Genomic DNA, 23417 nt, shown 5'->3' on the forward strand with positions numbered 1-23417 from the left:
AAAACTATTAATTTTTTAATAAAGTAACAAAATAATCACAGCAACTAGTTTTATAAAATTTACATAGGTTAGTGACAATAATTTTTAAAAATATTGTACTCGTTGTGTCTACTTGGAAATACCAACAGCCGAGCAACAATTAATCAATCTATGTTACCAAAATTTATCTATTGACTATAAGCCACTTGCTATAGGAGACTGTCGGAGATGACTAATTAATTATATTTTGAGCTATAGTCTCCTAAACTATACATTTTTTTGAGGAGGTGATTTCAGCTGGTTTTGTCAGATTTTCAAAATGAGATAATCCATAAGCAAAACCGATAATTGTCGGAATCATAATAACCCATATTCCCCAATTGCCAAAACACTCAATAAGGTAGACAAAACCAAAAGCACTAATAACATACATCAAGGCACGAGATACAGCAAATGTTATGCTAGCACAAGTAAAACGTTTAAATACAGGAAAACTTTTTAAACAAATGGGAGTAGCCGGGTCTAAGCATTTTTTCCATAAGAGTATAACGAATTGAATCAGAAATAACTGATAAGGAGAATTAAGATTATTCAATAAATACGGACAAAATATCATAAAAATAGAAAATATTATAAGTATAATTTTCATGATTACTAATGGATACACTTTGCAACTTAAATAACATAATATTAATGTGGTTAACAGCTCCATTATACAGACAATAAAATTATGGTGAATAATTTCGGATAGTGTGTAACCAAAGCTAGTTTTTAAAATATTAGCACAATATATATAAACAAAATAAATACATACCGGTAAAGGACATTGTAATAAAAAGAAAGCTAGTACGGTTTTTTTATTAACTTTTTCTTGCCAAATGGGATCGTCTTGTAAAATATTTATATCTGTATTAGTTTTTTTAAAAACTTTTTTTATTCGACGTTTTGCATCAGCAAACTCTGGAGCTTCTCTAAGTTTGTTTCTGGCAACGGAACCAATCAAGGCAATTACTCCACCTATCCAAAATGCCATACGCCAGTTAAAAATATTATAAACAACAAGTGAGGCAATTGCTAAAGCAGCTAACTTTCCTAAGGTAGCACAAGCCCCTATCAATCCAACACTTGCATATTGTATTGGTGGGTGAAGTGTTTCGGTTAAATAAAGTTCTGTCCCTACTATTTCGCCCAGAGAAGATATACCTTGAACAGCCCGGCAGGTAATAGCTACCCAAGCCGCTACACCTCCTATTTGTTCGTAAGTAGGCAGAATAGCCATAACAATGCAAGCAGATGACATCATGAAAGTTGTGATGATAACTGTTGCCTTACGCCCGATATTATCACCTATCCATCCAAATATTAAAGCCCCTAATGGTCTAAGTAAGTAAGTTGAGCAAAAAGTAGCTGCACAATATAAAGCGGTAGTGGGTGGATCAACTTTGGGAAAAAATAATTCATTAAGAACTATCGCCATGTGTACATATATCATCAAATCAAAATATTCAAGGAATGTTCCTATTGACAGTAACCACATAGTTTCTTTTTGTTGTTTTTTAAAACTTGTTTGTTGTTGTGGATATCCTATCATTTTTTATCATCAATAGACTGGCTATTAATGATAGCAAGAAAAAACAATATTAAAAGTGAAAAATAAATCTTAGTTAATAAATATCACCGGAATCTTAATAAAGCTTAAACAGTCTGGGAGAAATTTCTTTGACATATTCGCTATATATTTCAGGGTAATCAACTTTGAACTTTGGTAGGTCAAATGTTCTGCGAGTACAGTTCTTCCACGAGACAAGCATATGATCGCCCATTTTTAGGTAAATATGGAATTGCATATAGTTCATCACTTCTAGCTTTAGGCTATCTTCCTTGCAGATTAGCTTTTGATGTATCTCCTCCAACTGATTCAGCTCTTTCACTTTTTCAGCTATTGACTCATTTGCCTCAATGATATTCTGGCTGGCAACACTATCATTATTGCTAGAAATAGCATAGTGTTTTCTTGCCTGCTCAACAGTTTGCGGCATAGTTTGCGATGTCACCTCAGGAGAAGTCTGTTTTATAGTATCATTTACTACAACTTCTTGAGGTTTATTTTTCTTCTTGCTCAAATTAACAACATTTTGGCTAACAATGTTTTGATACTGCTCTTGATTCTTTTCTATTTTTATCCTTGCGGCTTTCATTTTTTTATCCTTGTTATATGATGGTTCCTAAATGTCATTGCGAGGAGGCGTAAGCCGACGAAGCAATCCATTTCTGCTCACTTTTTTGGATTACTTCGTTCTAGCTTCGCGGCTTCTCGCAATGACGTTGGTTATTTTTTCTACGACTTTTAAACTGCCCTGTCATATCTAGTTCTGTAAAAATATTGCTCTTTCTAATAATCGTCTTCTAATCAAACCCTTAAGCTTGATACCACGGGCATAAACCCATTTAGGAAATTCATCGGCAGCTGATAAATATTCACCTCGTAGCAACTTCTGTCGTAAACTGGAAACTTGAAAGGCACCAGCTCCACAGTTAAAGACAAATGATATCAAAGCCCCTTCTTGGCAGTAGTTTAATGGTACGCCGCAATGTCGATAAATGGCATATTTAGCTTGTTCTACATCCTGCTCTAGTAAGTAATCAGCGTGTTCTCGCGAGATACCATCAGACATTTGTTGTTGCTCGTACTCTTTTATCACATGCCCCCAGCCAATAGTTTTTAAACCAGCCGGGCAATAATATGGTTGCAATCTTAGTCCTTCAAAGCTCTTAATGATATATTCTGCTTTACTATTACTAGTAATATTAGTAGCCATTAATCTTACCATTGCCACTACCATTGACATAGGTGTGACCGTTACCACTGCCATTACCATAGAGATAACCTTTATTGTTACCATTAACTCGGTATCTGCCAAAAGCCCGATGACCGAACCAAAAACCAATAACTGCACAGAATATGCCTTGGTCTTCACTGCTCCATATGGTGTCCACTGATGCACCAAATTTTATGAAGATGGCTATTTTTAATGCTGCATAGAGCAGGAAAAATATATAAGTAATCATTGGTCTAACGCTGGTAGCTAAAAAATCTACCCAATTATTACTGCTGTTACTGGTTGTTTGCATACCAGCATATTGATATAGATATTTATTCTCATCATTATCAGCCTTAATTTGGATTTCCTCAAGTCTAGCACTATGACCAGTCTTTAAAGCTTTTAACTGCAAATCAATTAATTTAAGCTCATGTTCCTTGTCCTTCTTGTCTTTGAGAAAATGCAAAATCTCCGGTATAAAACTACTGCAAAATCCTATAAAGGCACTTAATATCGCTATCATATAAATCTCTAAAAGTTATTAAATATTAGACCTATTGGGCTTAAGCAACATCAACATAACCATAAATATTACCATCAATAGTTAGTTTCTTATTAATAAGATCAAGAGTAACATTACCGACAATCTTGTTAAGGTTGGCATGACTCACCCAACCTTTTGATGTCATAGTAGAACCATTAAGAAACATGTTAGGAGATATGCGAGTACCACCGCCATTAGATAGGGTACTTATTGGTAGGACTAAAGTCCAATTTTGCTCCTTAGCAGCTTGTTCTCGAATTTGCAGCTTATTTTCTAAACCTTCTATTTGTTTTTCTAAATCATCTATTCTTTTAAGTAAACCTTCTGTTTCATCTTCTGCCGCAATATCTGATAGGTGTAAACTAGCTAGTGAAGTTAGGCTTTGACTTAAACTGCTACTATTATTTAGGTTGGTTTGACTATTAATATTATAATCATCAATATGGATGATATATTTTAGCTCTCTAACGTTGCTAGGAATTCGGTTGATTAGGTTCCTCAGATTATCTCTACCAGTTCGGCTATCTAAATTCCAAGGCAGGACAATATAATTACCTTCATTCTCAGAGGTCATGGCTACTTTAGCAAAAGGATGTTGCGTGCCTAAATAAAAGCTTAGTGTAGCTTTAGAAAATGTTATAATTTCAGTGCCGCTGGCAGTGATTATGTGCAACTCCGCTTTCTCTACCTGACTTGGTATAAAAATCTTCTCGCCCAAATGAAATTTAGCGATATCTGGTAAATGATCACTATTACTCGCGTAAACATTTCTCATGATTTTTTTAAGATTTTCTATATCTTGTAACTTGTTAAATCTGACTGCAATTTTTCTCATATAAACCTCTATAATACCTGTGTTTCAGAGGATTTATTATAGCATAAAAAATTGTAGTTTGCATCAAGTATTGTGATATTTTTACATCATAAATTGCTATAATAACTCTTGGGTTTTTAGTCAATATCTGTTAAATTGAAATCATAAAATTCAATTAGGTGCTGTGAACAAAATTTAAGAATAGTTATGAATAAAAAACAAAGAAACAAGATACTTAGTTGTTTGGATATAGCTAATTATTTTTTAGTTTTAGTAGATAGAAAAGCCGGCGATACCATAACCCAACTAAAGCTACAAAAACTAATATATTTTGCTCAAGGAATAAGTCTTGCTTTATTTGATAGACCGCTTTTTGCAGAAGAGATTGAAGCCTGGGAACATGGACCAGTAACACGATCTTTATGTTCAACATTTGGTAATTTTGAAGATGATGGCATTCCTCCGCCTGAAGAAATACGTTTTGCTATTTATAGCAAAAATCAGAAAGAATTAATTTATAAAGTCTATTCTTTTTATGGTGAGCATACAGCTGCGTATTTACGTAATTTAATACATACACATTCTATTTGGTGTGAAGCTATTATACGCCAAAATAAAATTATTACGAAAGAAGAAATGTGTAAGTTCTTTAAAACTGATGTAATAAGGGATATTAAAGATTATCTTTTATCAATTTCAAAAGAAGATATTACTCAAATAGAAAATGCTGAAGCTCAATGGTGTATGAATTATACATTGGGGTTCCTGCATTCGCTTAAAAATATTCCAAACCTAGACAATTAAAATTTTGTTCAACCTAGTAACGACCTAGATATAATTCCTAATCAAAACCTCTTCTGCCTTTTTCCTGCCATTAGCTTTACAATTAATAGAACGTGGTGTTTCGTATACTTGCAGCAAAACTGCATAACTCTATTAAATTTTTTTGGTAGTATGAATTTATTTTATAAATTTGGGTTCCTACTATGCAAATATCACCGATTAGTAAAAAAACTGGTTGAAAAACTATCAGTTATACTATAACATTTCAATTATTAAACGTAATGAATGAATCAAAATGAAAAAGCCAAAAGTAGCGACCTTAAGTGCTGAGGAACGAGAAGAACTAATACAACATATTAAGGCAAGTTCATTAACAGGAGATGATCAGCAAGCGGTGATAGAACTTGTGAAATTTTGTAACGAACTAATAGACAAGCTAGCATCATCAAACATCAGTATAAATAAGCTTAAGGAGATGATGATTGGTTTTAAGGCAGATAACAAAAAAAAGATAGTTCAGATTCATTAAAAGAACCACCGAGTGAATCTGATAATAAGAATGGTGGTAATGAAGAAGAGTACGATGAGTCCAAGAAGAGAGATCGCAGTAATTGGCAAGGTAAATATGGATTTGATGATTATCAGGATGCGAATACCAGCTATTTATCTCCTGAGAATTTTTGTAGTGGTGATAGCTGTCCTCACTGTGATAATGGTAAACTCTATAATAGTGAAGCTAGAAAATTGCTACAATTTACAGGTAATGCTCCAATTACAGTCAACAGATATGTAAAGAAAACGTTACGCTGTAATGCTTGCGATTATACAGTTATGAACAATAAAAATATCAACAAATGGACAAATAGTAGCAAAAGTGCAATAGTGTTACAAAAGACCTACGGTACTCCCTTCTATCGTTTATCTAGGTTGCAAAGTTTAAGCGGGGTTCCTGTATCCCATAGCTCGTTGTGGCAACAATATTTAGATGTTTGGCAAGAAGGTGGTGGAGCTGAAATTTACAGGGTATTATTGGAAATGGCTGCCGAATGTAGTTCACTGAACCTTGATGATACTAGAGCCAGGATTTTAGAAATTACTGTAGCCAATAAAAAATTACGTACTCAAAATAAGAAAGGACGCAGCTGTTATACCACTACTATATGTGCTAAAACTACAAATAATGAGGTGATAGTTTTATATTTTACCGGTAATAAGCATGGCGGGGAAAATATTGGTAACGTACTAAAGAATCGTAAGAATAGGACTGATTCTATTCATTTAATGACTGATGCAAGTAACAATAATAACCCGGTATTATCAGAAGCAGATAAAGAATTACTGGCAATAATAGTGATGATCAATTGTTTGTCACATGGGCAGAGAAAATTTACAGAGAATGAACCATATTACCCTGAAGAATGCGGATATTTTCTCAAACAGACTGGTGGGATTTACCATAATGAACATCAATGTAAAGAGATGAGCCTTGAGGAAAAGCTGAAGTACCATCAGGAACATAGCAGTAAATATATAGAAAACATATATAACAAAATAGACGAATTATTTAACGACAAGAAAGTTGAGCCTAATAGTAGGTTTGGGCAAGCTATGAAATATTGGTTAAATAATAAAGAAGGTTTGACGCAATTTTTGAAAATTCCAGTTAGCAGTCTTGATAATAATTGGGCTGAGAGGTCACTACGTACCATTATTTTACAAAGGAAGAATTCATTATTCTTTAAAACAATCAATAGTGCTGAGATACATAGTGGTCTGTATAGTATAGTAAAGACTTGTAGTGAGAACGAGATCAATGCCTTTAAATATTTAAATTGGCTGCAAGAGCAGAGCAGCAAAGCAAAGAAGCATCCTACGAATTATACGCCTTTTGCCTATGCAAGATATATAAATAATACGGAATTAATCGAGACGGCAGCTTAAATGACAGGAAGCCAATCATTAGAGAGTTTGGCAGAACTAGGATCACCATTATGAATAAGAATGTGTAAGGTTCTATAACAAATCTGATAAGATGAATTATCAGATGGGGAAAGTTTTGCCGTAAATTTACCTTTGGATAGGCGTTTAGAGCATAACCAAAAGCCTTGACCATCAAAGGACAAAATTTTAATGGCAGTTCTGTTTTTATTATAGAATAAAAACAAGGAACCATTAAGAGGGTTGGAAGAAAGTTTTTGTCTGCAAACAGCTATTAAACCATCGATACCCTTACGAAAGTCGATGGCAATAGTGGCAACAAAAATAACTGACTGAGGGGTTAGTTGCAGCATAGAAATGTCTGAATTATGATTTTTGGATCCAATGTTTGGATAATAAGCTTGGTACCATTTGGTTTAATAATGTGGCAAGTGTAGTAATTTTGTTTGGGAGTAGCCACAGGATCAGTATCTATAGAATTTACTAGTTGAAATGGAAGGAAATTAATATCTTGTTGCAGTTTTGCTGCAAGTATACGTTGAATTGAACTAATTATTGTTTTATTAATATTGAGATGTTTGGCTATATCTTTGCAAGAATAGTGATGGAGTAGCTGGCGAACTAATTCCTTTAGATGGTTTGGTATGGGATCAAACTTGTTAGTTTTAGTTTGACGCCAGGCTTTAAATTGCTGAGCTACTTGCTCAATAGTAATTGATGGTATTTGCATAGTAGGAACCCAAATTTATAAAATAAATTTTATACTAACAAAAAAATTAGATAGAGTTATGCAGTTTTGCTGCAAGTATACAATAGAACGTGGTGTTTCGATAATCTCTATATAGAAATCTTTATACATATGCCTTATAAACTGGATATTAGAATTTGAAAGCATAAAATATACGCCTTTATCGTTTAACTCTTTACATTTTTGATAAAGTTTTATCTGATCTGTTTCTGTAAAATCAAATTTTGTATATTTAGTAAACGATTTATTATTTATAGGATGATAAGGAGGGTCAATATAAACAAAATCACCTTCATTTGGAGAAATTTTGCTGAAATCTTGATATTTTATATTAACATTTTGTAATAATTTGCTACAAGCTATTATATTTGCCTCATCAACTATTGCTGGATTTTTGTACGTTCCCATAGGTACATTAAATTCACCTTTGTTATTAACTCTATAAAGCCCGTTATAACAGGTTTTATTAAGATATATAAAACGTCCAGCAATTTCTATATCGGCTCTGTCCAGAAAAGTGTGTAAATTTCGAGATAGGTTATATATAAAAATATAACAAAAAAGGAAATTACATGAATAAAAAAACAAATGAATCAATAAAGCAAGCAGTAGATTTATTAATAGATAATGATACAGATGTAAGCACAATACTGAAAGAAGGAGGATTATTAAAAGAATTGACCAAACGCTTGATAGAGAAGGCATTGCAGTCAGAATTGAATAATCATCTAGGCTATGATAAATACAGTCGTGTAGATAATGATAATGCTCGTAATGGTATAACTAGCAAAAAACTGATCTCCGAACATGGAGCGGTTGAGATAGAAGTACCAAGAGATAGGCGTAGTACCTTTGAACCAGCAATACTACCGAAAAGACAAAAACGTTTTGATGGTTTTGATGATAAAGTCTTATCATTATATGCTAAAGGTATGAGTGTATCTGATATTAAGGTTCAATTACAAGAGTTGTATAGTGTTGAAATAAGTGAGAGTTTAATCAGTCAGATCACCGATGATGTAATGGATGATGTAAAAGCTTGGCAGAGTAGACCGTTAGAAGAGATATATCCGATAGTATTTTTTGATTGTTTAGTAGTAAAAGTTAGGCAAGACAAAAGGATAATTAACAAGGCAATATATGTTGCATTAGGGATTGATTTATCTGGTAGAAAAGATATATTGGGATTATGGATCAGTGAAAATGAAGGGGCAAAATTTTGGCTTGGTAATTTTACTGAAATGAAAAATAGAGGATTAAAGGATATACTGATTGCCTGTAGTGATAATCTTACTGGTATGTCTGAGGCGATAGAAGCAGTTTATCCAAAAACAGAACATCAATTATGTATTGTACATCAGATTAGAAATAGTTTAAAATACGTATCATATAAAGATAGGAAGCAGGTGGCTAGCGATTTAAAGCCGATATATACTGCAGCAACGGAAGAACAAGCACATTTAGCTTTAGTATATTTTGAAGAAAAATGGAATAAACAATATCCACAAATTGCCAAATCATGGTATAATCATTGGGATAATTTAATGATTTTTCTAGGATATCCAGAGGCAATTAGAAAGGTAATTTATACCACTAATTCAGTTGAATCTGTTAATAGTCAATTGCGTAAAGTAACAAATAATAAGCGTGTTTTCCCTAGTGATAGTGCTGTTTTTAAAAGCTTATATTTGACAATTGACTATATGACCAAAAAATGGACTATGCCTATTCCCAACTGGAATGAAGCTATGGCTCATTTGATGATCAAATTTGAAGATAGGCTTAACAAAATTTAATGACCTATTTTGGAAATTTACACACTTTTCTGGACAGAGCCTCTATATCATTATCATTAACCATTAATAAAGTGTTTTCGGATTTTGTAATAATATTCTTCACCATGATTTACTTTATGTTTTGCCAGTAGCTTTATCAATTCTTGAGGTTTATGTTTTATCACAGCATATGTAATAACTAAATCTCGATTTATGTCTGATATAGTCGCACTAGATGGAGCAAGAGCAAACAACAAGGCTCCGCCTCCTATAAATGGCTCATAATAGCTTTTATAAGTTTGCGGTGTTCTTGTGGATAGTTCTTTTATTAAACTTCTTTTTCCACCTACCCATTTTACAAATGGTTTTGCTTTATTAGACCTCTTGCCTAACTCTACTTCTGCTGGTAATTTGTACGTCGATGCGGTACTCGAATCCTCACGTACATTAGAGTACGCTGCGGTTCTCCGTTCCGCGTCTCCTTCAAATTCCTCAGCATAAGCGAGTTTTGCAAAAGGTCTATTGTCATTTTCAATTATTATGGGCATTATTTTTCTTACCAATTCAAGCTATGGCAGTCATGGAAACCGCATAAAGCCGGCTGTAGGTAGAATAAATTACGACCTGGGATGTTTCTTTGAAGGGATTTCTTAAGCAACTCTTCTGCCTTATCCACCTCACCATTTTTGATTAAAGTAACTATTGTGCCAAAATCAATGATATCACTACCCATAGTTCCTGCTAAAGCTTTAAGCAGATTATTATAACTATCATACTCATTAAAGAAAAAATCTCCAAATAATCCAAGACCACCACCCTGTAATAAGGATGCCATAAATACTCCTTCTTCATTTGGATCAAGCCATTCTTTTCCGTCAAATAACCTTTTAGCATTGATTGATAGGTAACCAAGCCCTATGGAACCCGGTAATAATTGCAACAACATTTTAATACTAGTTGGGTTTCTCATTGATTTAGCAATATCCTTCCATGTTCCTAAATCCAATAAATTGCCACTACCTATTTGTTGATGGGTTGGTATCTGATCGATGGTTACTGATTTTAACGGTCTAGTAATGTAAGTATAGGCAAAAGTTTTAAACTGCATTATACACTTAATCACCGCGGCAGCTGGCGAACCTGCCTTAATGCCTAAATTACCAAATAATACAGCATTCCTTTCAGCAGTATGCGGAGTGGCAATAGCTGTATCAACTCGGTCAAGTAAATATCTTCGTAAATTATTGGTTAAGTCCTGCTTGAGTCTATCCCTATTAATAGGGCTGATTATACTATTACCACTTTGTTGTTGTAAATGTTGGTCTAGTAAATGATCAGGTAGTAATGCCATATCGGGTATTAAATATGGTTTATTCTCTATTTGCTGCACTAAATGCTGATAAAGATGCCAGTTACTTTCATTAATCCCATATCTATTAAGCAAAATCTGTAAGTTATGATATAGCGAGTTAAAGGGTTTATTGACTTGTGACGCTAAATTATGCGATAACAAATTACCAACTGTAGATTTCCAAGCATTATCCCACCATTCCATAAAATTTAGTTTAAAAAATGCATTGGTAAGTTTAAATACGCCCCCAGATACTGGGTATTCTCCTGCAAAACGAGAATGACTATGACCAAGTAGTGAATCTACAGCCACACCAAGCAAACTAGCAAGTTCTTTTTTCTTTTCACCATTAAAACCTGTAACCGACACTTGCAATATATTCGCATAAGATTTCATTAGTGGTATGCCATTATTTTGTAACTCACTGACAAAAGTGATCATATCAGGTATTGAAGAAAGTACCACTTTGCCAAGATTTGCCATACATTTCCAAGAGCGATAAGCTCCAAGGATACGATCAACTGACGGTATTTGTGGCTTAACTCCTAGCATTAGGTCTAACTGATTGACAAAACTGTTTGGATTACTCAGTATTGCTAATTGCTTTAAAGCCCTCCTTCGAAACTCTACTTCTGCTGGTGATTTGTACGTCGATGCGGTACTCGAATCCTCACGTACATTAGAGTACGCTGCGGTTCTGCGTTCCGAGTCTCCTTCAAATCCCTCAGCATAAGCGAGTTTCGAAGGAGGGCTAATAGCTGGGTCTTTAGTTGCTAATTCTTGTAGTTCCCTGGTAAAAGTACCTTTGATTGATTGTAGCATTAACTCAGGATTACAACCCATACTCTCCATCACCCCGATGCTCCGACCTAGTATATTAAGGTTACTAACTATCGAATCAGCGATAAAAGATCGGCTTTTAATTAAAGGGCTAATGATTTGGTCAACAAAGTCATTTTGTACGTAATTACCAAACTCCTTCTGATATGCTAACCAAGCTTCTGGCGATTTAAAATGTAGTTTCCTACTAGCTGATGCCACATCAGCTAAGTTACTACCTTTAATGTGAGTAAATGCTATATTTAAATATTGGTCAGTATCTTTTAAATGAATGCTACTGGCAAGATTATTAAATATTGCCTTATAATCTATTTTGTCATTTAGTTTAGCAATTTTCTGGTGATCAAGTAGCGGATAGATAAATTTCAACCATGGCTCATAACCCGCTTCTCGAAGTTTAAGACTATTATGCTCTTGTTTAGTAATATAACCTTCTAACGGTATTATATAACCACCTGCTAGATTAGCTCTATTGATGGCAGCTGTTTGCCATTTATTGATTATTTGAGCGACTATCATTGCCCTTTCACTACCAGTCGGCTTTTTATCAGGATGGCTGATATTCCATAATTCCTGTATTATTGCATCCTGGTAACGGACGTCTCCAAACTCGTGTATCACACCAGCTTTCTCTAAATCTCTTGTAAGACCAAATAACAGCTCTTTGGCAGTAGTTTGTTGTCGTAAATCAACTTGCCGTAAATATTCTTTTATCGCAGCAACCTTATTAGTATGATTTCTAATAAATCTCTCTATGGCAGCCATCTTGAGTAAATTTAGGGCATTATTTCTTTTTTTTACAAAGTGTTCATTCTTAAAATCATCAATGAACATATCTATTTTTTTGTCTCTTTCTAGCAAATCTAATCTTTCCTGTCCGACAAACTCTTTATGGATAGTTTTTAGCTTATCTACTAATTGCTGATCGACAAGAGCTAGAGTTTTAAATAATTCCTCTAGTTCTGAAGGGTCTGCCCCTTGCTTAACCTTGCGTAAGATTTCTTCGGTTCGTTGGTAAATAACATCTTGCTTGATGGCTTCTGCTTGATAAGTAACCTTTTGTTGTTCAGGTAGATGGGCTATGTCAACTTCTAAAGAAGCTAGATGCTCTTGTAGATTGGGAGCAGCATTGCTAGTATCAAATTTCTCATCATCACCATGGTAAAAAGATTCAGCTTCTTGTGGGTTCTCAAGATTTATATGCTTGCCTTCCTCTAGCTGCTTTCTTGCTATATATAAATCCTCAGGCGATAAATCATAGCCTTTAGTCTCCCATTGCTGACGTCGTAAATTATTGATAATTTGCTGATCTAATTGTTTTACTGCTGTCAAATATTCCTGAAACTCCGGGTTATTAATATGTTCCTGATATAATTGTTGTAATTTGCCTTCTTCCTCTAGTAAAATATCCAAGAACCATTTTGGTACTTGCTCAATCTTGCCATTAGTACCAAACTGATCATGCATATGTTGTTGTAATTCTGCTATTTTCCTCTGCTGGACAGAATATAAAGGATATTGTTGCTCAGCTGCCGTAATTAATTGTAATTTCTTTGCTTGTAATTCAGTTAACCTTGATAAAGAACTGTTTTCAGCGTTGGCATTGGCACTTGTTGGTATTTGACTATCAACTTGCTCAGTTCCTATTATCCTCTCTTGAGGAAATGTCTCTTTTAGTACGGCATCAATATTCTCTTTTAACTGACTATCAACTATCGGATGTAAGGTCTCAATCTCAGGACGTAGCTTATTGGAATGTAAGTACAATTTGTCTCGCAAATATTTAGCCGAATAACCAAGACCGTGTAAAGTTGCACCAAATAAACCACTTTCTATAATATTAATCAAACTATCCGACAAGTCATAAGGTCTTTGTTCAGTAAGTCGCTCATTATAAAGAAATGGTTCGATAGCTGCCTGACCTACAGCACCACAGACAAAACCCTTAGCTAATGTTGTTGGAAGTATGCCATATTTTAAAGCAGCTGCCGCCCATCTTGCTTGCCCACCAATAGGAACGAAGCTAGCAGCAATGTTAATTACCGACAAATTACCAAATACTATCTCAGCTCCAAATTTGCCAATAGCTTCCACTAATCCGCCTTTACCCGCAGCAATGATATACTCATTAATTTCTCGCTGCTTTTTCCTCTCTAAAATATCTTCTACTAATTGATTGGTAAAATTAGGGTCATATTTTAAACCTGAGTCACTATATTTTTGCTCAAAATCTTCTTTGGTTAATTTGTTATTATAATTCTCAGAATATTCAGCAATATCCTGGAACTCAGGATCAATAATATGTTGTGGGTTAAAAGATCGCCATAAGGTTGATAGGCTTGGACTATCTGCATAAGCTTGCCGGCTAACTGCTCGCCAAACATCCCATTTACTACTACCTAACAAATCAAAGACACTATTATAAGATATACGCTCCGGTAATAAGGTAGAATAGTAACGTGGGTGAATTGGTTTGCTATTTGCCCGATAACCTGAGTAACTATTTAAGCTGTCATCATTTTCCATCGTACTAATCATATTGTGGATACTCAGAGATAGTTTGTAATAATCTTTGCTTTTGTTGCTCTAAAGCTTTAGGGTTATTTAGCTCTAGCAAATCAAATTTTAGTATGTTACCATCATTTGCTACAATCGGCAAATACCGACCATCTTTGGTAGGGAAACTATAATAGACACTCTTCTTGTCAGCTGTTAGATTCCATCTGCCGTGTTGTAAACATTCTCGTACTCTTGCAGCGGCATATTGTCCTGTTGGGTCATTAATATTATCTATAGTACTTCTACCATTACCCTCAGCTACGATAGTCCCATAATCACAAGCTATACTACCATTAACAATAGCAAGTTGTATCTCTACTAAACTAGCCTCTATGTTATCAGCATTCAAGTCATGAATCATACGCTGTACTACCACCTGACGGGGTATTTGCAGATTCTTACTATCTATTCGCATATAGACCTCACTAATTAATTTGGTGGTTGCTTTTTTTACTGCTTTATCAATTTCTAAGTCTTCAGTACGTTGGTAGTATTTAGCTAAATATTTTATGGCTTGCCGTGTTTGGTTAATCTCTGTCTCGTTTTGAATATCAACTTTAGCTAAATCCTTACCCCATCGCTTTAATATATCATTTTTGTCAATTTCTTTGTTAAATTCTGTCATTTCATGACCGATAAATAATGGCTGACTTTTTACTGATAGCTCGTTAACTAGTGCGATCATCTGTATAAAGGCTGATGCAGTCTTACGGTTATATAGCCTACTCTCAGCATAGAATTGAGTCAGACACTCTAAATCTCCTTTACCCCTTAAGATTTCGTCCAGTATATCCAAACCATATTGCTCACCGCTCCCGTCATCACCTCGCAGACTAATTATACTGTCAGTGGTTTGTTGAATTTGGTTAACATCCTTACTCCCAATCTTTTTTGAATAGTCAATAAGCTCAGATAGCATTAAATATTTCTGATCGTAACTAGGGATGCCTTTTTGCTGTTGCAATTGTTTCCTAAGCAATAAACGTTGAAACAATGGCATGTCTTTAGGTATTTCATCGGCATACATTTCCTCAACCATCCCAGCTGGGTCTGTTTTAGCCAATTTAAGCTGTTTATTAAACTGCTCAGCTAAAATATGATATAGTTTCTCTTTCTTGTCATAATCAATATCTCCACTCTTTGGAGCAATTTGTTGTAATATTTCCTGACATTGGTTTAATGGTAGGTGCTTTATTTGTTGTGAGATAACAAAAGCCTGCTTATACAAAGCTTCCTGGGTTCTGAATTGCAGTAATTGTGGATCACCAGCATTAAAGCTGGTTTGCAGTAGATTTTCAACGCCATCAACACCTTTGCCAGTATTTAGGATACTGTGAAAATGGGCATTGGTAAGCGAACTAAGTTGATGTTGTTTCAATAATTGCTGATGGTGCAATAGATTATTTGCTTGCCCCTCTAGCTTAACCCTTTGTTCAAGCGATAAATCTTCTTTCCATTCAGCCTTTATATTGGGATTTAATATAGCATCCGGCGAATGCTTTAAAGTACCTAATGCTGCAGCAAATGCCAAAGCTTGTCTGGCATTAATCAGCATTTGTTCTTTTTCTTGGGGCAGTAATGATAAAGAGCTAATAGCTATTATGCTATCTTGTAAATTACTACTATAAAACTCAGGGTTATCATAAGTAGCAATCTTAAACTTTTCGATAGCTTCAATTGCTAAATGGTGACGTTTACCATCAATCAGCTTGGCTTCTGTATGACTTATTTGCCCAACTAAAGATATTCGGTAGTCATTAATCTTGGCTTGCAACATACGCCTGGTCAGTGGGTTCTTGGCTTGTTGCAGATAGTCGATAGCTCGCTTATCATACTTGCCTAAAAAATACTCGATGAACGGTTTGTTATTTTCTAGATAATCCGGATGCAATTCATCAAATTGCGTTAAGCAACCAAAACCACCGCTTTTGTTATCGCTAGCTACCTCAATATTACTCTGTGATTGATGCAAGTGCGTAGTGGTATCTTTAATAAAGTCTGCCCATAAATTTGGCATTTCTACGCTGGCATCTTTTTCCAGCTTACGTATCAAATAGCCTTTAGCTTCTTCATTAATTTGCTGACTTATTCCTGCTATAACTTGCCATTTCATCTTTGTTTATCACTTCCTTTTTGTTTGTCTATTATCCCTTCATTAATTCTTGATATTTCAGCAAGATCAAATACACCTTTTGAAATTGTACCAAGATTCTGCCAAGGCGAAGCTGACTTGATCGAACCAATATTGCGGTTAATTGCTTCCTTATTTAAATCAATCATTGCTGTGTTTAAGTTCGATCTTGGTCTTTGGTGAAAATGTTCAGCTTCTACGCTTCTTGCCTTCATCTCATCCATATAAGCCATATGCCGTAGTAATAAGCCAGCTGAGTCAGTGCCAGTTATACCAATACCAGTTTTCAGGATATTATAGCCCAACTGCTGGCGATTATATAACTGCTCTTGCCTCAGCATATCAACGTGATAACTCGATATTGCCCCATATTCCGCAGTTCTTTCAATTAGTTGCTGACGGTCAAACCTAACATTTTCCTGTTGTTGTCTCAATAAATGCTGCTGCTCATATAAAGACTGCTTGGTTTTTTCTTTATTACTTCTTAGCTGGGCGTAAGTATTAAATAAAGAGCTACCTGTAGCAAATATACTAGCTCCACTCGAGAAAAAATTTAGAAGATCAAACATTACTATTTTTTACCCTTTAAAAATTTTTAGCTATTTAATTTGTTACAAAAATATGTTAAACTATAATCAGTATTAGTTGTGTAATGTGCTGAAAAATCTGCTTTTGGCAGTCGATTCTTTCGGGGAATTAGGGCATTATCCGATTGGTACTTATCTAGTGAGGATAAAGTGGACTGAGGAACTCAGTTGGCGTTATGACCCCTGTGCTGTTAGGGGTCTCTCGCTTTAAAGAAAAGCTTACCAAACTGGTAATCTTAAATAAATATAAAGCAGTAGTTAAGTTTTAGGGGGAAATTTCTAAATTGACACAGTCTAGACGAACTCTATTTATGCCTCTATCCCTCTCATGTAAACTAGGTTATTATTAACCTTCGCTTGTATCATCATTGATGTCACCCATTGGCATGGCATACTCTGCAGAATCACTTTGAGCTAATGACTGCACGGAAGTAAGTGCTGTGGTTATTAAATCTTTCAAATATACTCCAGATTTAGCAGAACCCTTGAAGAGTTTGTTTAATGAAGGGTTATCGTATATTATTTCAGTAACATAGTGTGCTTGTTGATCATTATTATCTTTCTCTACTTGTTTCTTTGCTTGTTCTTCTGCTTGCTTTCGTGCTTGTTCTTGTTCAAACTTTTTGCAAGATACACTCGCTAAGCTTCCTTTGATCTCTTGCCATTCTTTATCGTCTTTCCAGCTTCCTGATGGGTTTTTACTCATATTCAAATACCTCCAAATTGGTTGTTATTTAGTAGATTAGAGTAATATATAAATTATTAACTCACAAAGATACTTATGCTCTTATTGTTGAACAAAATACTCAGCAACTACTCAGCAACTATGATATTAATATAATTTATTATCAACATCAATAAGATATTTTAATTATATTGGTTAAGATAATTTAAAAATTACCGTTCACCCACTACCCTTATAATTTTGCAAGATTTTTGCCTTAGCATAGATTTTTAATATACTAACTGGATAAGGCTTATCGACCTTAAAAGTAACATCAATATCAGTTTTAATTTCTCCGTGCATAATAAAATTCACCCAACCTGATTGGTAAGGAGTGGCAAATAAGTCACATACTTCTTTAGTAGCTGTTGATGTTGTTAAATATTTCTTATCATTAACCAATCTAATCAATGCATCACTATCTACATATCTGCTATTAATATGCTGCCTATCTATTTGCCCATTATCTAGCCTTTCTGCAATATAACCACCTTTACTATTAAAGACCTTCAATCCAAGTTCCGCATCTTTTTTCGGAGCATGTTCTACCTCATCCGGAAATATCAGGGGAAAAGTCTGTAATATCGAAGAATAAGGAAAACCTACCGACAAATGTCTTACAGGATGTTTTAGCCTTATCAGCTCATTATCGATAATCCTCAAATCATGTAATTCCTCATCACCAATAATAGATACGGCAATTTTCTGAAAGATTGGCAATATAGTGGCAATATTTATTTGCTGGAATGATGGCAGACAATTACGAGCTATACTACTTAGCTCATAACCGCCAATATCAGGAAATAGTTTTTTAAAAACTGGAAAATATCTTTTTGATAACAGTAAATATTTCTCTAATTTTAGGCTCTTCTCATCCTCAAGAATATCTTTCAATAAAGCCGGATGAAAGCTCGGCATAATTAACTGGCAATACTCAATAATGTTCCGTTGCAAATAAGCTAGCCCTTCTTTGAGTTCTTGCATTTGCTCAAATATTTTACCCGCTAGTGGTTCAATACCATCTTCCTCACTATATACCGATGCTCTAGAGGACGATAAACTCCCTGCATAAGCCAATCTAGTTGGTGATTTTGTCGTTGAAACTCGCCTCCGCTCCTCGCGTACGTCTGTGTACGCTGCGGTACTCGGCTTCGTTTCTCCTAAAAATCCCTCAGCTATCTTTGACTTATGCAGGGAGTTTAATGAGGATAGGTTGCCTCCCCCCATTATCGGGGCAATTCTGTTTGTTACTTCATCTACAATATTATCGATAGTTTGACTAAAACTATCAGACAAAATATATTCCCTAATATCTCTGCTTAATGGTTTATCGAGTATTATACTTCTTAGGCAATCAACTATTTCTTCTCGTCTTTTGAAATTGCTCAGCTCATTAATCTTGTTGTCATTATGTATTTGTTGTAATTTATCGATTAATTGATTAGTAATGATTGATAATTTATCATTTATTTGTTGCTTGCTAGTATGTTGGTCAAATCCAATAATTTGCTGGCTAATTAATTGTTTAGTTTGCTCACCAAATATATATTTAGTTAGTTCTGGATGAGCGATATTTAGCAATTCTGGGTAAAAATCCACTCCAGTTTTGGCAAAAAACTTCTTTAAATTAACTAGCAGCCCGGATTTTTTATCACTATCCTGCTGAGCATAGTATAGTAATATTTTCTTATTGATATGACTAACCGCTGACCGCATCTCTTGTATTTCTCTACTTACTTCAAATTGTAGATCAATATTTTGCTTAGCAGTTGCCATAATATCTTGCACCGTACCAGCAATGAATCGGATTAGCTCGGTATTTAGCTTTTTTATTTGCAGACAAATAGTTGGACGAAAGGAAAAAGCACTATTAGGCAGATATTCCATCAAGCCACCATCTCTTAAAATAGCTGGTACATCACCTTCATTCAGTAGCTCCACCGCTTCAATAATATCACCACCAAGCCGCTCACCATCATATAATAATTGCTCGATTGTAACAAAGCTTTCAGGATTATTTAAAAATATATTGTCTAATTCCGCATAAATACGTGAGAATATTCGATGATAGGCAAAAGATACCGCAAGAATGTTCATAATCTTAGGTAAATAATTTTGATAATATTTTTGTAAAAAATTCTCTATCTCTGTTCTATGTTCATCATAATTAGCAACTAGCCTATTTTTGTATTTAAAACAATCAGCAACATTATCGAGCTTAAGTCTCAAGATAGTTTCTGCTTGAGCTTGCACAATATGCTCTAGCTTGGTTATATCACCTCTAAACTCATAAGCACTATCGTCCTTTAATGATTGCATCATTGACCGATAAGCAGCATTCTCTCCAGGCTGTTGGATATTTACATGACAATCAGCATAAACTGCTTTATCAGTAACAAAATGCTTGGCAGAAAAATAACGAGTTTGCAGTACTTCTAGATATTCCTTGCTGCTTACACCAGTGTCATCACTTCTCCGAACATGCAAGTATAACATATCGCCACTTTCAGCATAGATCGGCGTGATACCTAATACTTGACCATCGCCACCTAGCCAATGTTGTGACCAGCCCATAATTTTTAAATCATGCGAATAGATAAAACTAGCAAAAGAGCCATTTTTTAGCACTGCCACTATCATCGAAAAGGGGCTATTACAGCCGACAATTTGTCTAATACCACCAGCAAATATATGTTCAGCATAGGCAGTGATGTCTGATATCTGAAAACCGCCTTTTTCTTGTGAATAATACAAACTATTGATTTTACAGCCATTACCTTCAACAAAGAAGATGGTCTTACCGATTATTACTGGTTTCAGTGGTGATATCGGTAGCTCAATCTCTTTATGGATTTTAACAAACTCTCCCTTAGCTCGATCTCCTTCTTTGACTAAATAAATACCATCACTAGTGCCTAATAATAACTCATCGGCAAAAGGCACCGACCATAGGACATTATCAAAAGTAGATGAGGAGAAGGTTGCTGAAAAAGCACTTAACGGGTTACGAGCCTCTAGCAAAGTCCTATATGCCATCCTAAAATCACTAAAATCCCCCTTATAGCTTGCCCAAATTGAATGAATATTTTTATTAACCCCAAAGCACCATAGTCGGTTTTCAAAAGTAACCACTGAAGTACAATATAACTTCTCCTGCTCAGCTTTGTAGATGGGAGATTGATTACTATATGATAAACTTGATGCTCGTTGGTAAAGAGCTTTTAGCTCATCGTTAATTTTATCTACTTCCGCTCCATAGATTACCTCATTAAAAGGTTTTTGTATGGTATTATATCCTTCTTGCCTTACAGTAAAATAATTAACTTGGCATTTTAGAGGTTCAATAATAAACATCTTATCTTTACCAGGAAAATTGCTGGCTAGCTCATAGCTACTACTTGAGGCTATCTCAGCTCTTTCACCATATTCTACTTGTCTCTTTCTTGCCTGTTCTTCAATATGTTGGTAAAATTGCTCGACAATTTGCGGATCAACGGAGAATTTAAAAATTGGTCTCTTATTACCAAAGGAAATATAAGCAATTCCTTGAAACACTACATAAGAAAAATCCTTAAGGCGAAAATGGAAATTTTGCCCCTCATCCTGTATAACTTTACTAGTTAACAACAATTCCCCACCAACAAAGAATAAGCAGCGAGTCTCTAGCTGGTGCGATTCAAAAACCAGCAAGTAGGATAATTTTCTTGAAAACATCACAGCTGCCATTTTCTTTGGCACATTATCAGTGAACAAATGAACAAATTGTGTACCATGTCTACGCATAATGCCACCTGATGGCAATAGCATGAAATTAATCAGCTTCTTAACACCATTCTGATATAATGCTAGCTCAGTTCTTCCTTCAATGGTTGGTGTTAGCTCACCACCTGAAAAGTTGTTTTTCTGTGAGTAAACAAATTGTTCTTGTTGCATAGAGTATTTACACTTCGCCGGAATTAATTAGATTATAATCAACCGCATAAATCCTTCTTGTTTCTTCTAATTTGATCAAATATTGTTTTTTTAGTCCATCAGCAAATATACTATCGGAATACATAGCAAATGATACTTGTGAGGCTAACGATAAAGCCGCTAATAACTTAAAGCTGGCGGGTACTTGTTGCCAAATAGTCGTATCGTTATTTAGTAAATTATCAACAATCTTTCTACTGTAGTAAAACAGCGAGGTAAGTTTACCGCCCTTGAAGTAAATCTTACCTGCTTCTGTATAAAATTGTAGATTAGATGGCACTATTACCGCACATTTAATACAATCATTAATGTCCGGCACTTCGGTGAAGTTTTGTCTATTACCTTCGATATTATCGACTCTCCGTAAGGCAAATGACCACTTAACCATTAATATAGTATCTTCAATAGCAGGGTTAACAAATTCCTCACATAATTCTTCGGCTTTTGATACTCTACCACCACCAATGCTACTAATACCAACATTTGACCCAAGTAGCACTACTGCCTTCTTGATAATCTCATATTTCACGGTAGTACACTATTAGACTTCCTGCATAAATCAATCTAGTTGGTGATTTTGTCGTCGAAACTTGCCTCCGTTCCTCACGTACGTCTATGTACGCTGCGGTACTCGGCTTCGTTTCTCCTAAAAATCTCTCAACTATTTTTGACTTATGCAGGAAGTCTATTGAATAAATTTTGTAGTTAGGCATCCTCATTTTCACTCTCAACAATACCACCACCAAACTCATCATCTTCAGCACCACCACCACCATCAACAGCAGCAACATTGGCAGCCGCTCTTCTCATGACCATCCCTCGTACTCTAGTAGCTAAATTGTCGTTGGCAATTACTGCTAAATCATTTTCATTAATATCATCTGTATTATCACTATTCCGACATTGATTGCCAAACATCTGCCATGGCATTGTTATGCTATGCACACCTCTCTTGTGATGAACCGCCTCTATTGCTTTCCACAATGCACCTTGATGGCTGTTGCGATCGTAATTCTCTAAACATTTTATTACTACTACTGCTTGTTCGTTATCACGGCTCGCTCCAAAGGCTTCGCTGTAATATAATACTTTGGCGTAATGATATTGCACTAGCTCTTCAATGCCCTTTTTGTTAGAACCGTTGACCGTGTTGAATCTTATAGCTCCTTCATTAAAGGCATAGCAATCCCTAACAGCATATCTAGATTGATTAGCATCCCCAGTATTATCAAATATACCACCCAGCATCTCACTAGTAATAAAAGTGAACCCTAAGAAACTATTAACTTCACCACTTACTAAAGCTCTAACGTTATTATAGTCATAATTGGTAATTTGTGGATCGCATAACAAGTCTGAGATTTGATTGCTTGAGCATAGTAAGTATAATTTATCATACATACCAAAAGAGCGTTTTTTCAAGGTATGATGAGCTTTTATTAGTTTGTCAACTGTTAGCCCAGCTCTTTTCGAGTCAATGATGCCTCTGTTGGCGACAACTGCAGCTTGAGCATTTAAGGTTAAATTAGCATCAGTAACCCTAATTCCTATCGGTACCACATTATTAGCTACATCAAAGTTAATAACATTATTGCCTGTCCGTCCTGCTCTGACAGGACTGGCAAAAGCACTAATAATTACCCGGTCTTGTTGTCTACCCATTGCCCAACCTGCCATTTTAGGAAAATGTGAGGTGGGATCGGTTAATAGGTTTAGCTTATCGTTCCTATCCATGGTAGCGTTCCAATGATAGCTCGATGCCGTCAAAAAGCGTCTTGAAATAGTTGGTATTTTAAATTCTATGTGTTCTAGTACTACAGTCGTAAACTTTGCACATACAGTGTACGGGT

At 35.1% G+C, this 23417-nt stretch carries 21 protein-coding genes; 5 read left to right on the plus strand and 16 right to left on the minus strand.

Translation table 11 applies throughout. From position 1 onward, the window contains the following. Window positions 1-241: 241 nt before the first annotated feature. From ACQH2P_RS01915 to ACQH2P_RS01935, 5 genes are all read right to left on the minus strand, one after another. Complete coding sequence (locus tag ACQH2P_RS01915; protein ID WP_425362771.1) at window positions 242-1570, minus strand: MFS transporter; 1329 nt, start codon at window positions 1568-1570, stop codon at window positions 242-244. Window positions 1571-1664: 94 nt separating this feature from the next. Then, entirely contained in the window at window positions 1665-2177 is a 513-nt protein-coding gene (locus ACQH2P_RS01920) for a hypothetical protein (RefSeq protein WP_425362772.1), read from the minus strand. 168 nt (window positions 2178-2345) lie between these two features. Next, the gene (locus ACQH2P_RS01925) at window positions 2346-2810 is read right to left on the minus strand and encodes a lysozyme (protein WP_425362773.1); all 465 of its coding nucleotides are present in this window, start codon (window positions 2808-2810) and stop codon (window positions 2346-2348) included. Next, on the minus strand, window positions 2788-3324 hold the full coding sequence (locus tag ACQH2P_RS01930; protein ID WP_425362774.1) for a hypothetical protein: 537 nt from the start codon (window positions 3322-3324) through the stop codon (window positions 2788-2790). The genes ACQH2P_RS01925 and ACQH2P_RS01930 overlap by 23 nt, the downstream gene beginning before the upstream one ends. 40 nt (window positions 3325-3364) lie before the next feature. Further along, the gene (locus tag ACQH2P_RS01935) at window positions 3365-4180 is read right to left on the minus strand and encodes a hypothetical protein (protein WP_425362775.1); all 816 of its coding nucleotides are present in this window, start codon (window positions 4178-4180) and stop codon (window positions 3365-3367) included. A gap of 186 nt (window positions 4181-4366) precedes the next feature. On the opposite strand from ACQH2P_RS01935, the gene ACQH2P_RS01940 reads away from it, so the two are divergent. The 4 genes from ACQH2P_RS01940 to ACQH2P_RS01955 all read left to right on the plus strand — a co-directional run bounded on the left by ACQH2P_RS01940 (window position 4367) and on the right by ACQH2P_RS01955 (window position 6883). Further along, complete coding sequence (locus ACQH2P_RS01940; protein WP_425362776.1) at window positions 4367-4963, plus strand: Panacea domain-containing protein; 597 nt, start codon at window positions 4367-4369, stop codon at window positions 4961-4963. Window positions 4964-5237: 274 nt separating this feature from the next. After that, entirely contained in the window at window positions 5238-5471 is a 234-nt protein-coding gene (locus ACQH2P_RS01945; RefSeq protein ID WP_425362589.1) for a hypothetical protein, read from the plus strand. A 30-nt stretch (window positions 5472-5501) separates the two neighbouring features. After that, entirely contained in the window at window positions 5502-5735 is a 234-nt protein-coding gene (locus ACQH2P_RS01950; RefSeq protein ID WP_425362621.1) for a hypothetical protein, read from the plus strand. 38 nt (window positions 5736-5773) lie between these two features. Next, window positions 5774-6883, plus strand: coding sequence for an IS66 family transposase (locus tag ACQH2P_RS01955; protein ID WP_425362670.1), 1110 nt, complete (start codon window positions 5774-5776; stop codon window positions 6881-6883). Here ACQH2P_RS01955 and tnpB read toward each other — a convergent pair. The 3 genes from tnpB to ACQH2P_RS01970 are packed head-to-tail and all read right to left on the minus strand — an operon-like array spanning window position 6880 to window position 8216. Continuing rightward, window positions 6880-7233, minus strand: coding sequence for an IS66 family insertion sequence element accessory protein TnpB (tnpB, locus tag ACQH2P_RS01960; protein WP_425362591.1), 354 nt, complete (start codon window positions 7231-7233; stop codon window positions 6880-6882). The genes ACQH2P_RS01955 and tnpB overlap by 4 nt on opposite strands. After that, the gene (locus ACQH2P_RS01965) at window positions 7221-7610 is read right to left on the minus strand and encodes a hypothetical protein (protein WP_425362660.1); all 390 of its coding nucleotides are present in this window, start codon (window positions 7608-7610) and stop codon (window positions 7221-7223) included. Before ACQH2P_RS01965 ends, tnpB begins: the two co-directional genes overlap by 13 nt. Window positions 7611-7625: 15 nt before the next feature. Beyond that, on the minus strand, window positions 7626-8216 hold the full coding sequence (locus tag ACQH2P_RS01970; protein ID WP_425362777.1) for a DNA adenine methylase: 591 nt from the start codon (window positions 8214-8216) through the stop codon (window positions 7626-7628). On the opposite strand from ACQH2P_RS01970, the gene ACQH2P_RS01975 reads away from it, so the two are divergent. Further along, window positions 8201-9424, plus strand: coding sequence for an IS256 family transposase (locus ACQH2P_RS01975; RefSeq protein ID WP_425362497.1), 1224 nt, complete (start codon window positions 8201-8203; stop codon window positions 9422-9424). The genes ACQH2P_RS01970 and ACQH2P_RS01975 overlap by 16 nt on opposite strands. A gap of 56 nt (window positions 9425-9480) precedes the next feature. Here ACQH2P_RS01975 and ACQH2P_RS01980 read toward each other — a convergent pair whose 3' ends face one another. The 8 genes from ACQH2P_RS01980 to ACQH2P_RS02015 all read right to left on the minus strand — a co-directional run bounded on the left by ACQH2P_RS01980 (window position 9481) and on the right by ACQH2P_RS02015 (window position 23370). Beyond that, window positions 9481-9951, minus strand: coding sequence for a palindromic element RPE1 domain-containing protein (locus ACQH2P_RS01980; RefSeq protein WP_425362778.1), 471 nt, complete (start codon window positions 9949-9951; stop codon window positions 9481-9483). A gap of 8 nt (window positions 9952-9959) precedes the next feature. After that, on the minus strand, window positions 9960-14120 hold the full coding sequence (locus ACQH2P_RS01985; protein ID WP_425362779.1) for a palindromic element RPE1 domain-containing protein: 4161 nt from the start codon (window positions 14118-14120) through the stop codon (window positions 9960-9962). Between the two features lie 4 nt (window positions 14121-14124). Then, window positions 14125-16266: a hypothetical protein gene (locus ACQH2P_RS01990; protein WP_425362780.1), complete on the minus strand. Its 2142-nt coding sequence runs from the start codon at window positions 16264-16266 to the stop codon at window positions 14125-14127. Continuing rightward, window positions 16263-16853: a hypothetical protein gene (locus ACQH2P_RS01995; protein ID WP_425362781.1), complete on the minus strand. Its 591-nt coding sequence runs from the start codon at window positions 16851-16853 to the stop codon at window positions 16263-16265. Before ACQH2P_RS01995 ends, ACQH2P_RS01990 begins: the two co-directional genes overlap by 4 nt. 364 nt (window positions 16854-17217) lie before the next feature. Beyond that, complete coding sequence (locus ACQH2P_RS02000) at window positions 17218-17577, minus strand: hypothetical protein (RefSeq protein ID WP_425362782.1); 360 nt, start codon at window positions 17575-17577, stop codon at window positions 17218-17220. 198 nt (window positions 17578-17775) lie between these two features. Beyond that, window positions 17776-21528, minus strand: a complete 3753-nt coding sequence (locus tag ACQH2P_RS02005; protein WP_425362783.1) for a phage tail protein — start codon at window positions 21526-21528, stop codon at window positions 17776-17778. Window positions 21529-21535: 7 nt separating this feature from the next. Continuing rightward, window positions 21536-22096, minus strand: a complete 561-nt coding sequence (locus tag ACQH2P_RS02010; protein ID WP_425362784.1) for a hypothetical protein — start codon at window positions 22094-22096, stop codon at window positions 21536-21538. A 176-nt stretch (window positions 22097-22272) separates the two neighbouring features. Next, window positions 22273-23370, minus strand: coding sequence for a phage capsid protein (locus tag ACQH2P_RS02015; RefSeq protein ID WP_425364080.1), 1098 nt, complete (start codon window positions 23368-23370; stop codon window positions 22273-22275). Window positions 23371-23417: the final 47 nt, after the last annotated feature.

It is taken from the genome of Candidatus Tisiphia endosymbiont of Hybos culiciformis (assembly GCF_964030975.1).
Taxonomy (GTDB): Bacteria; Pseudomonadota; Alphaproteobacteria; order Rickettsiales; family Rickettsiaceae; genus Tisiphia.

Coding starts and splice junctions, on each gene's coding strand:
- ACQH2P_RS01930 (WP_425362774.1), bottom strand. CDS start 3,324: ATGATAGCGATATTAAGTGCCTTTATAGGATTTTGCAGTAGTTTTATA.
- ACQH2P_RS01990 (WP_425362780.1), bottom strand. CDS start 16,266: ATGAAATGGCAAGTTATAGCAGGAATAAGTCAGCAAATTAATGAAGAA.
- ACQH2P_RS01965 (WP_425362660.1), bottom strand. CDS start 7,610: ATGCAAATACCATCAATTACTATTGAGCAAGTAGCTCAGCAATTTAAA.
- ACQH2P_RS01985 (WP_425362779.1), bottom strand. CDS start 14,120: ATGGAAAATGATGACAGCTTAAATAGTTACTCAGGTTATCGGGCAAAT.
- ACQH2P_RS01940 (WP_425362776.1), top strand. CDS start 4,367: ATGAATAAAAAACAAAGAAACAAGATACTTAGTTGTTTGGATATAGCT.
- ACQH2P_RS01935 (WP_425362775.1), bottom strand. CDS start 4,180: ATGAGAAAAATTGCAGTCAGATTTAACAAGTTACAAGATATAGAAAAT.
- ACQH2P_RS01975 (WP_425362497.1), top strand. CDS start 8,201: ATGAATAAAAAAACAAATGAATCAATAAAGCAAGCAGTAGATTTATTA.
- ACQH2P_RS01920 (WP_425362772.1), bottom strand. CDS start 2,177: ATGAAAGCCGCAAGGATAAAAATAGAAAAGAATCAAGAGCAGTATCAA.
- ACQH2P_RS02000 (WP_425362782.1), bottom strand. CDS start 17,577: ATGAGTAAAAACCCATCAGGAAGCTGGAAAGACGATAAAGAATGGCAA.
- ACQH2P_RS01925 (WP_425362773.1), bottom strand. CDS start 2,810: ATGGTAAGATTAATGGCTACTAATATTACTAGTAATAGTAAAGCAGAA.
- ACQH2P_RS01950 (WP_425362621.1), top strand. CDS start 5,502: ATGGTGGTAATGAAGAAGAGTACGATGAGTCCAAGAAGAGAGATCGCA.
- ACQH2P_RS01980 (WP_425362778.1), bottom strand. CDS start 9,951: ATGCCCATAATAATTGAAAATGACAATAGACCTTTTGCAAAACTCGCT.
- ACQH2P_RS01955 (WP_425362670.1), top strand. CDS start 5,774: ATGAACAATAAAAATATCAACAAATGGACAAATAGTAGCAAAAGTGCA.
- ACQH2P_RS02005 (WP_425362783.1), bottom strand. CDS start 21,528: ATGCAACAAGAACAATTTGTTTACTCACAGAAAAACAACTTTTCAGGT.
- ACQH2P_RS01945 (WP_425362589.1), top strand. CDS start 5,238: ATGAAAAAGCCAAAAGTAGCGACCTTAAGTGCTGAGGAACGAGAAGAA.
- ACQH2P_RS01995 (WP_425362781.1), bottom strand. CDS start 16,853: ATGTTTGATCTTCTAAATTTTTTCTCGAGTGGAGCTAGTATATTTGCT.
- tnpB (WP_425362591.1), bottom strand. CDS start 7,233: ATGCTGCAACTAACCCCTCAGTCAGTTATTTTTGTTGCCACTATTGCC.
- ACQH2P_RS01915 (WP_425362771.1), bottom strand. CDS start 1,570: ATGATAGGATATCCACAACAACAAACAAGTTTTAAAAAACAACAAAAA.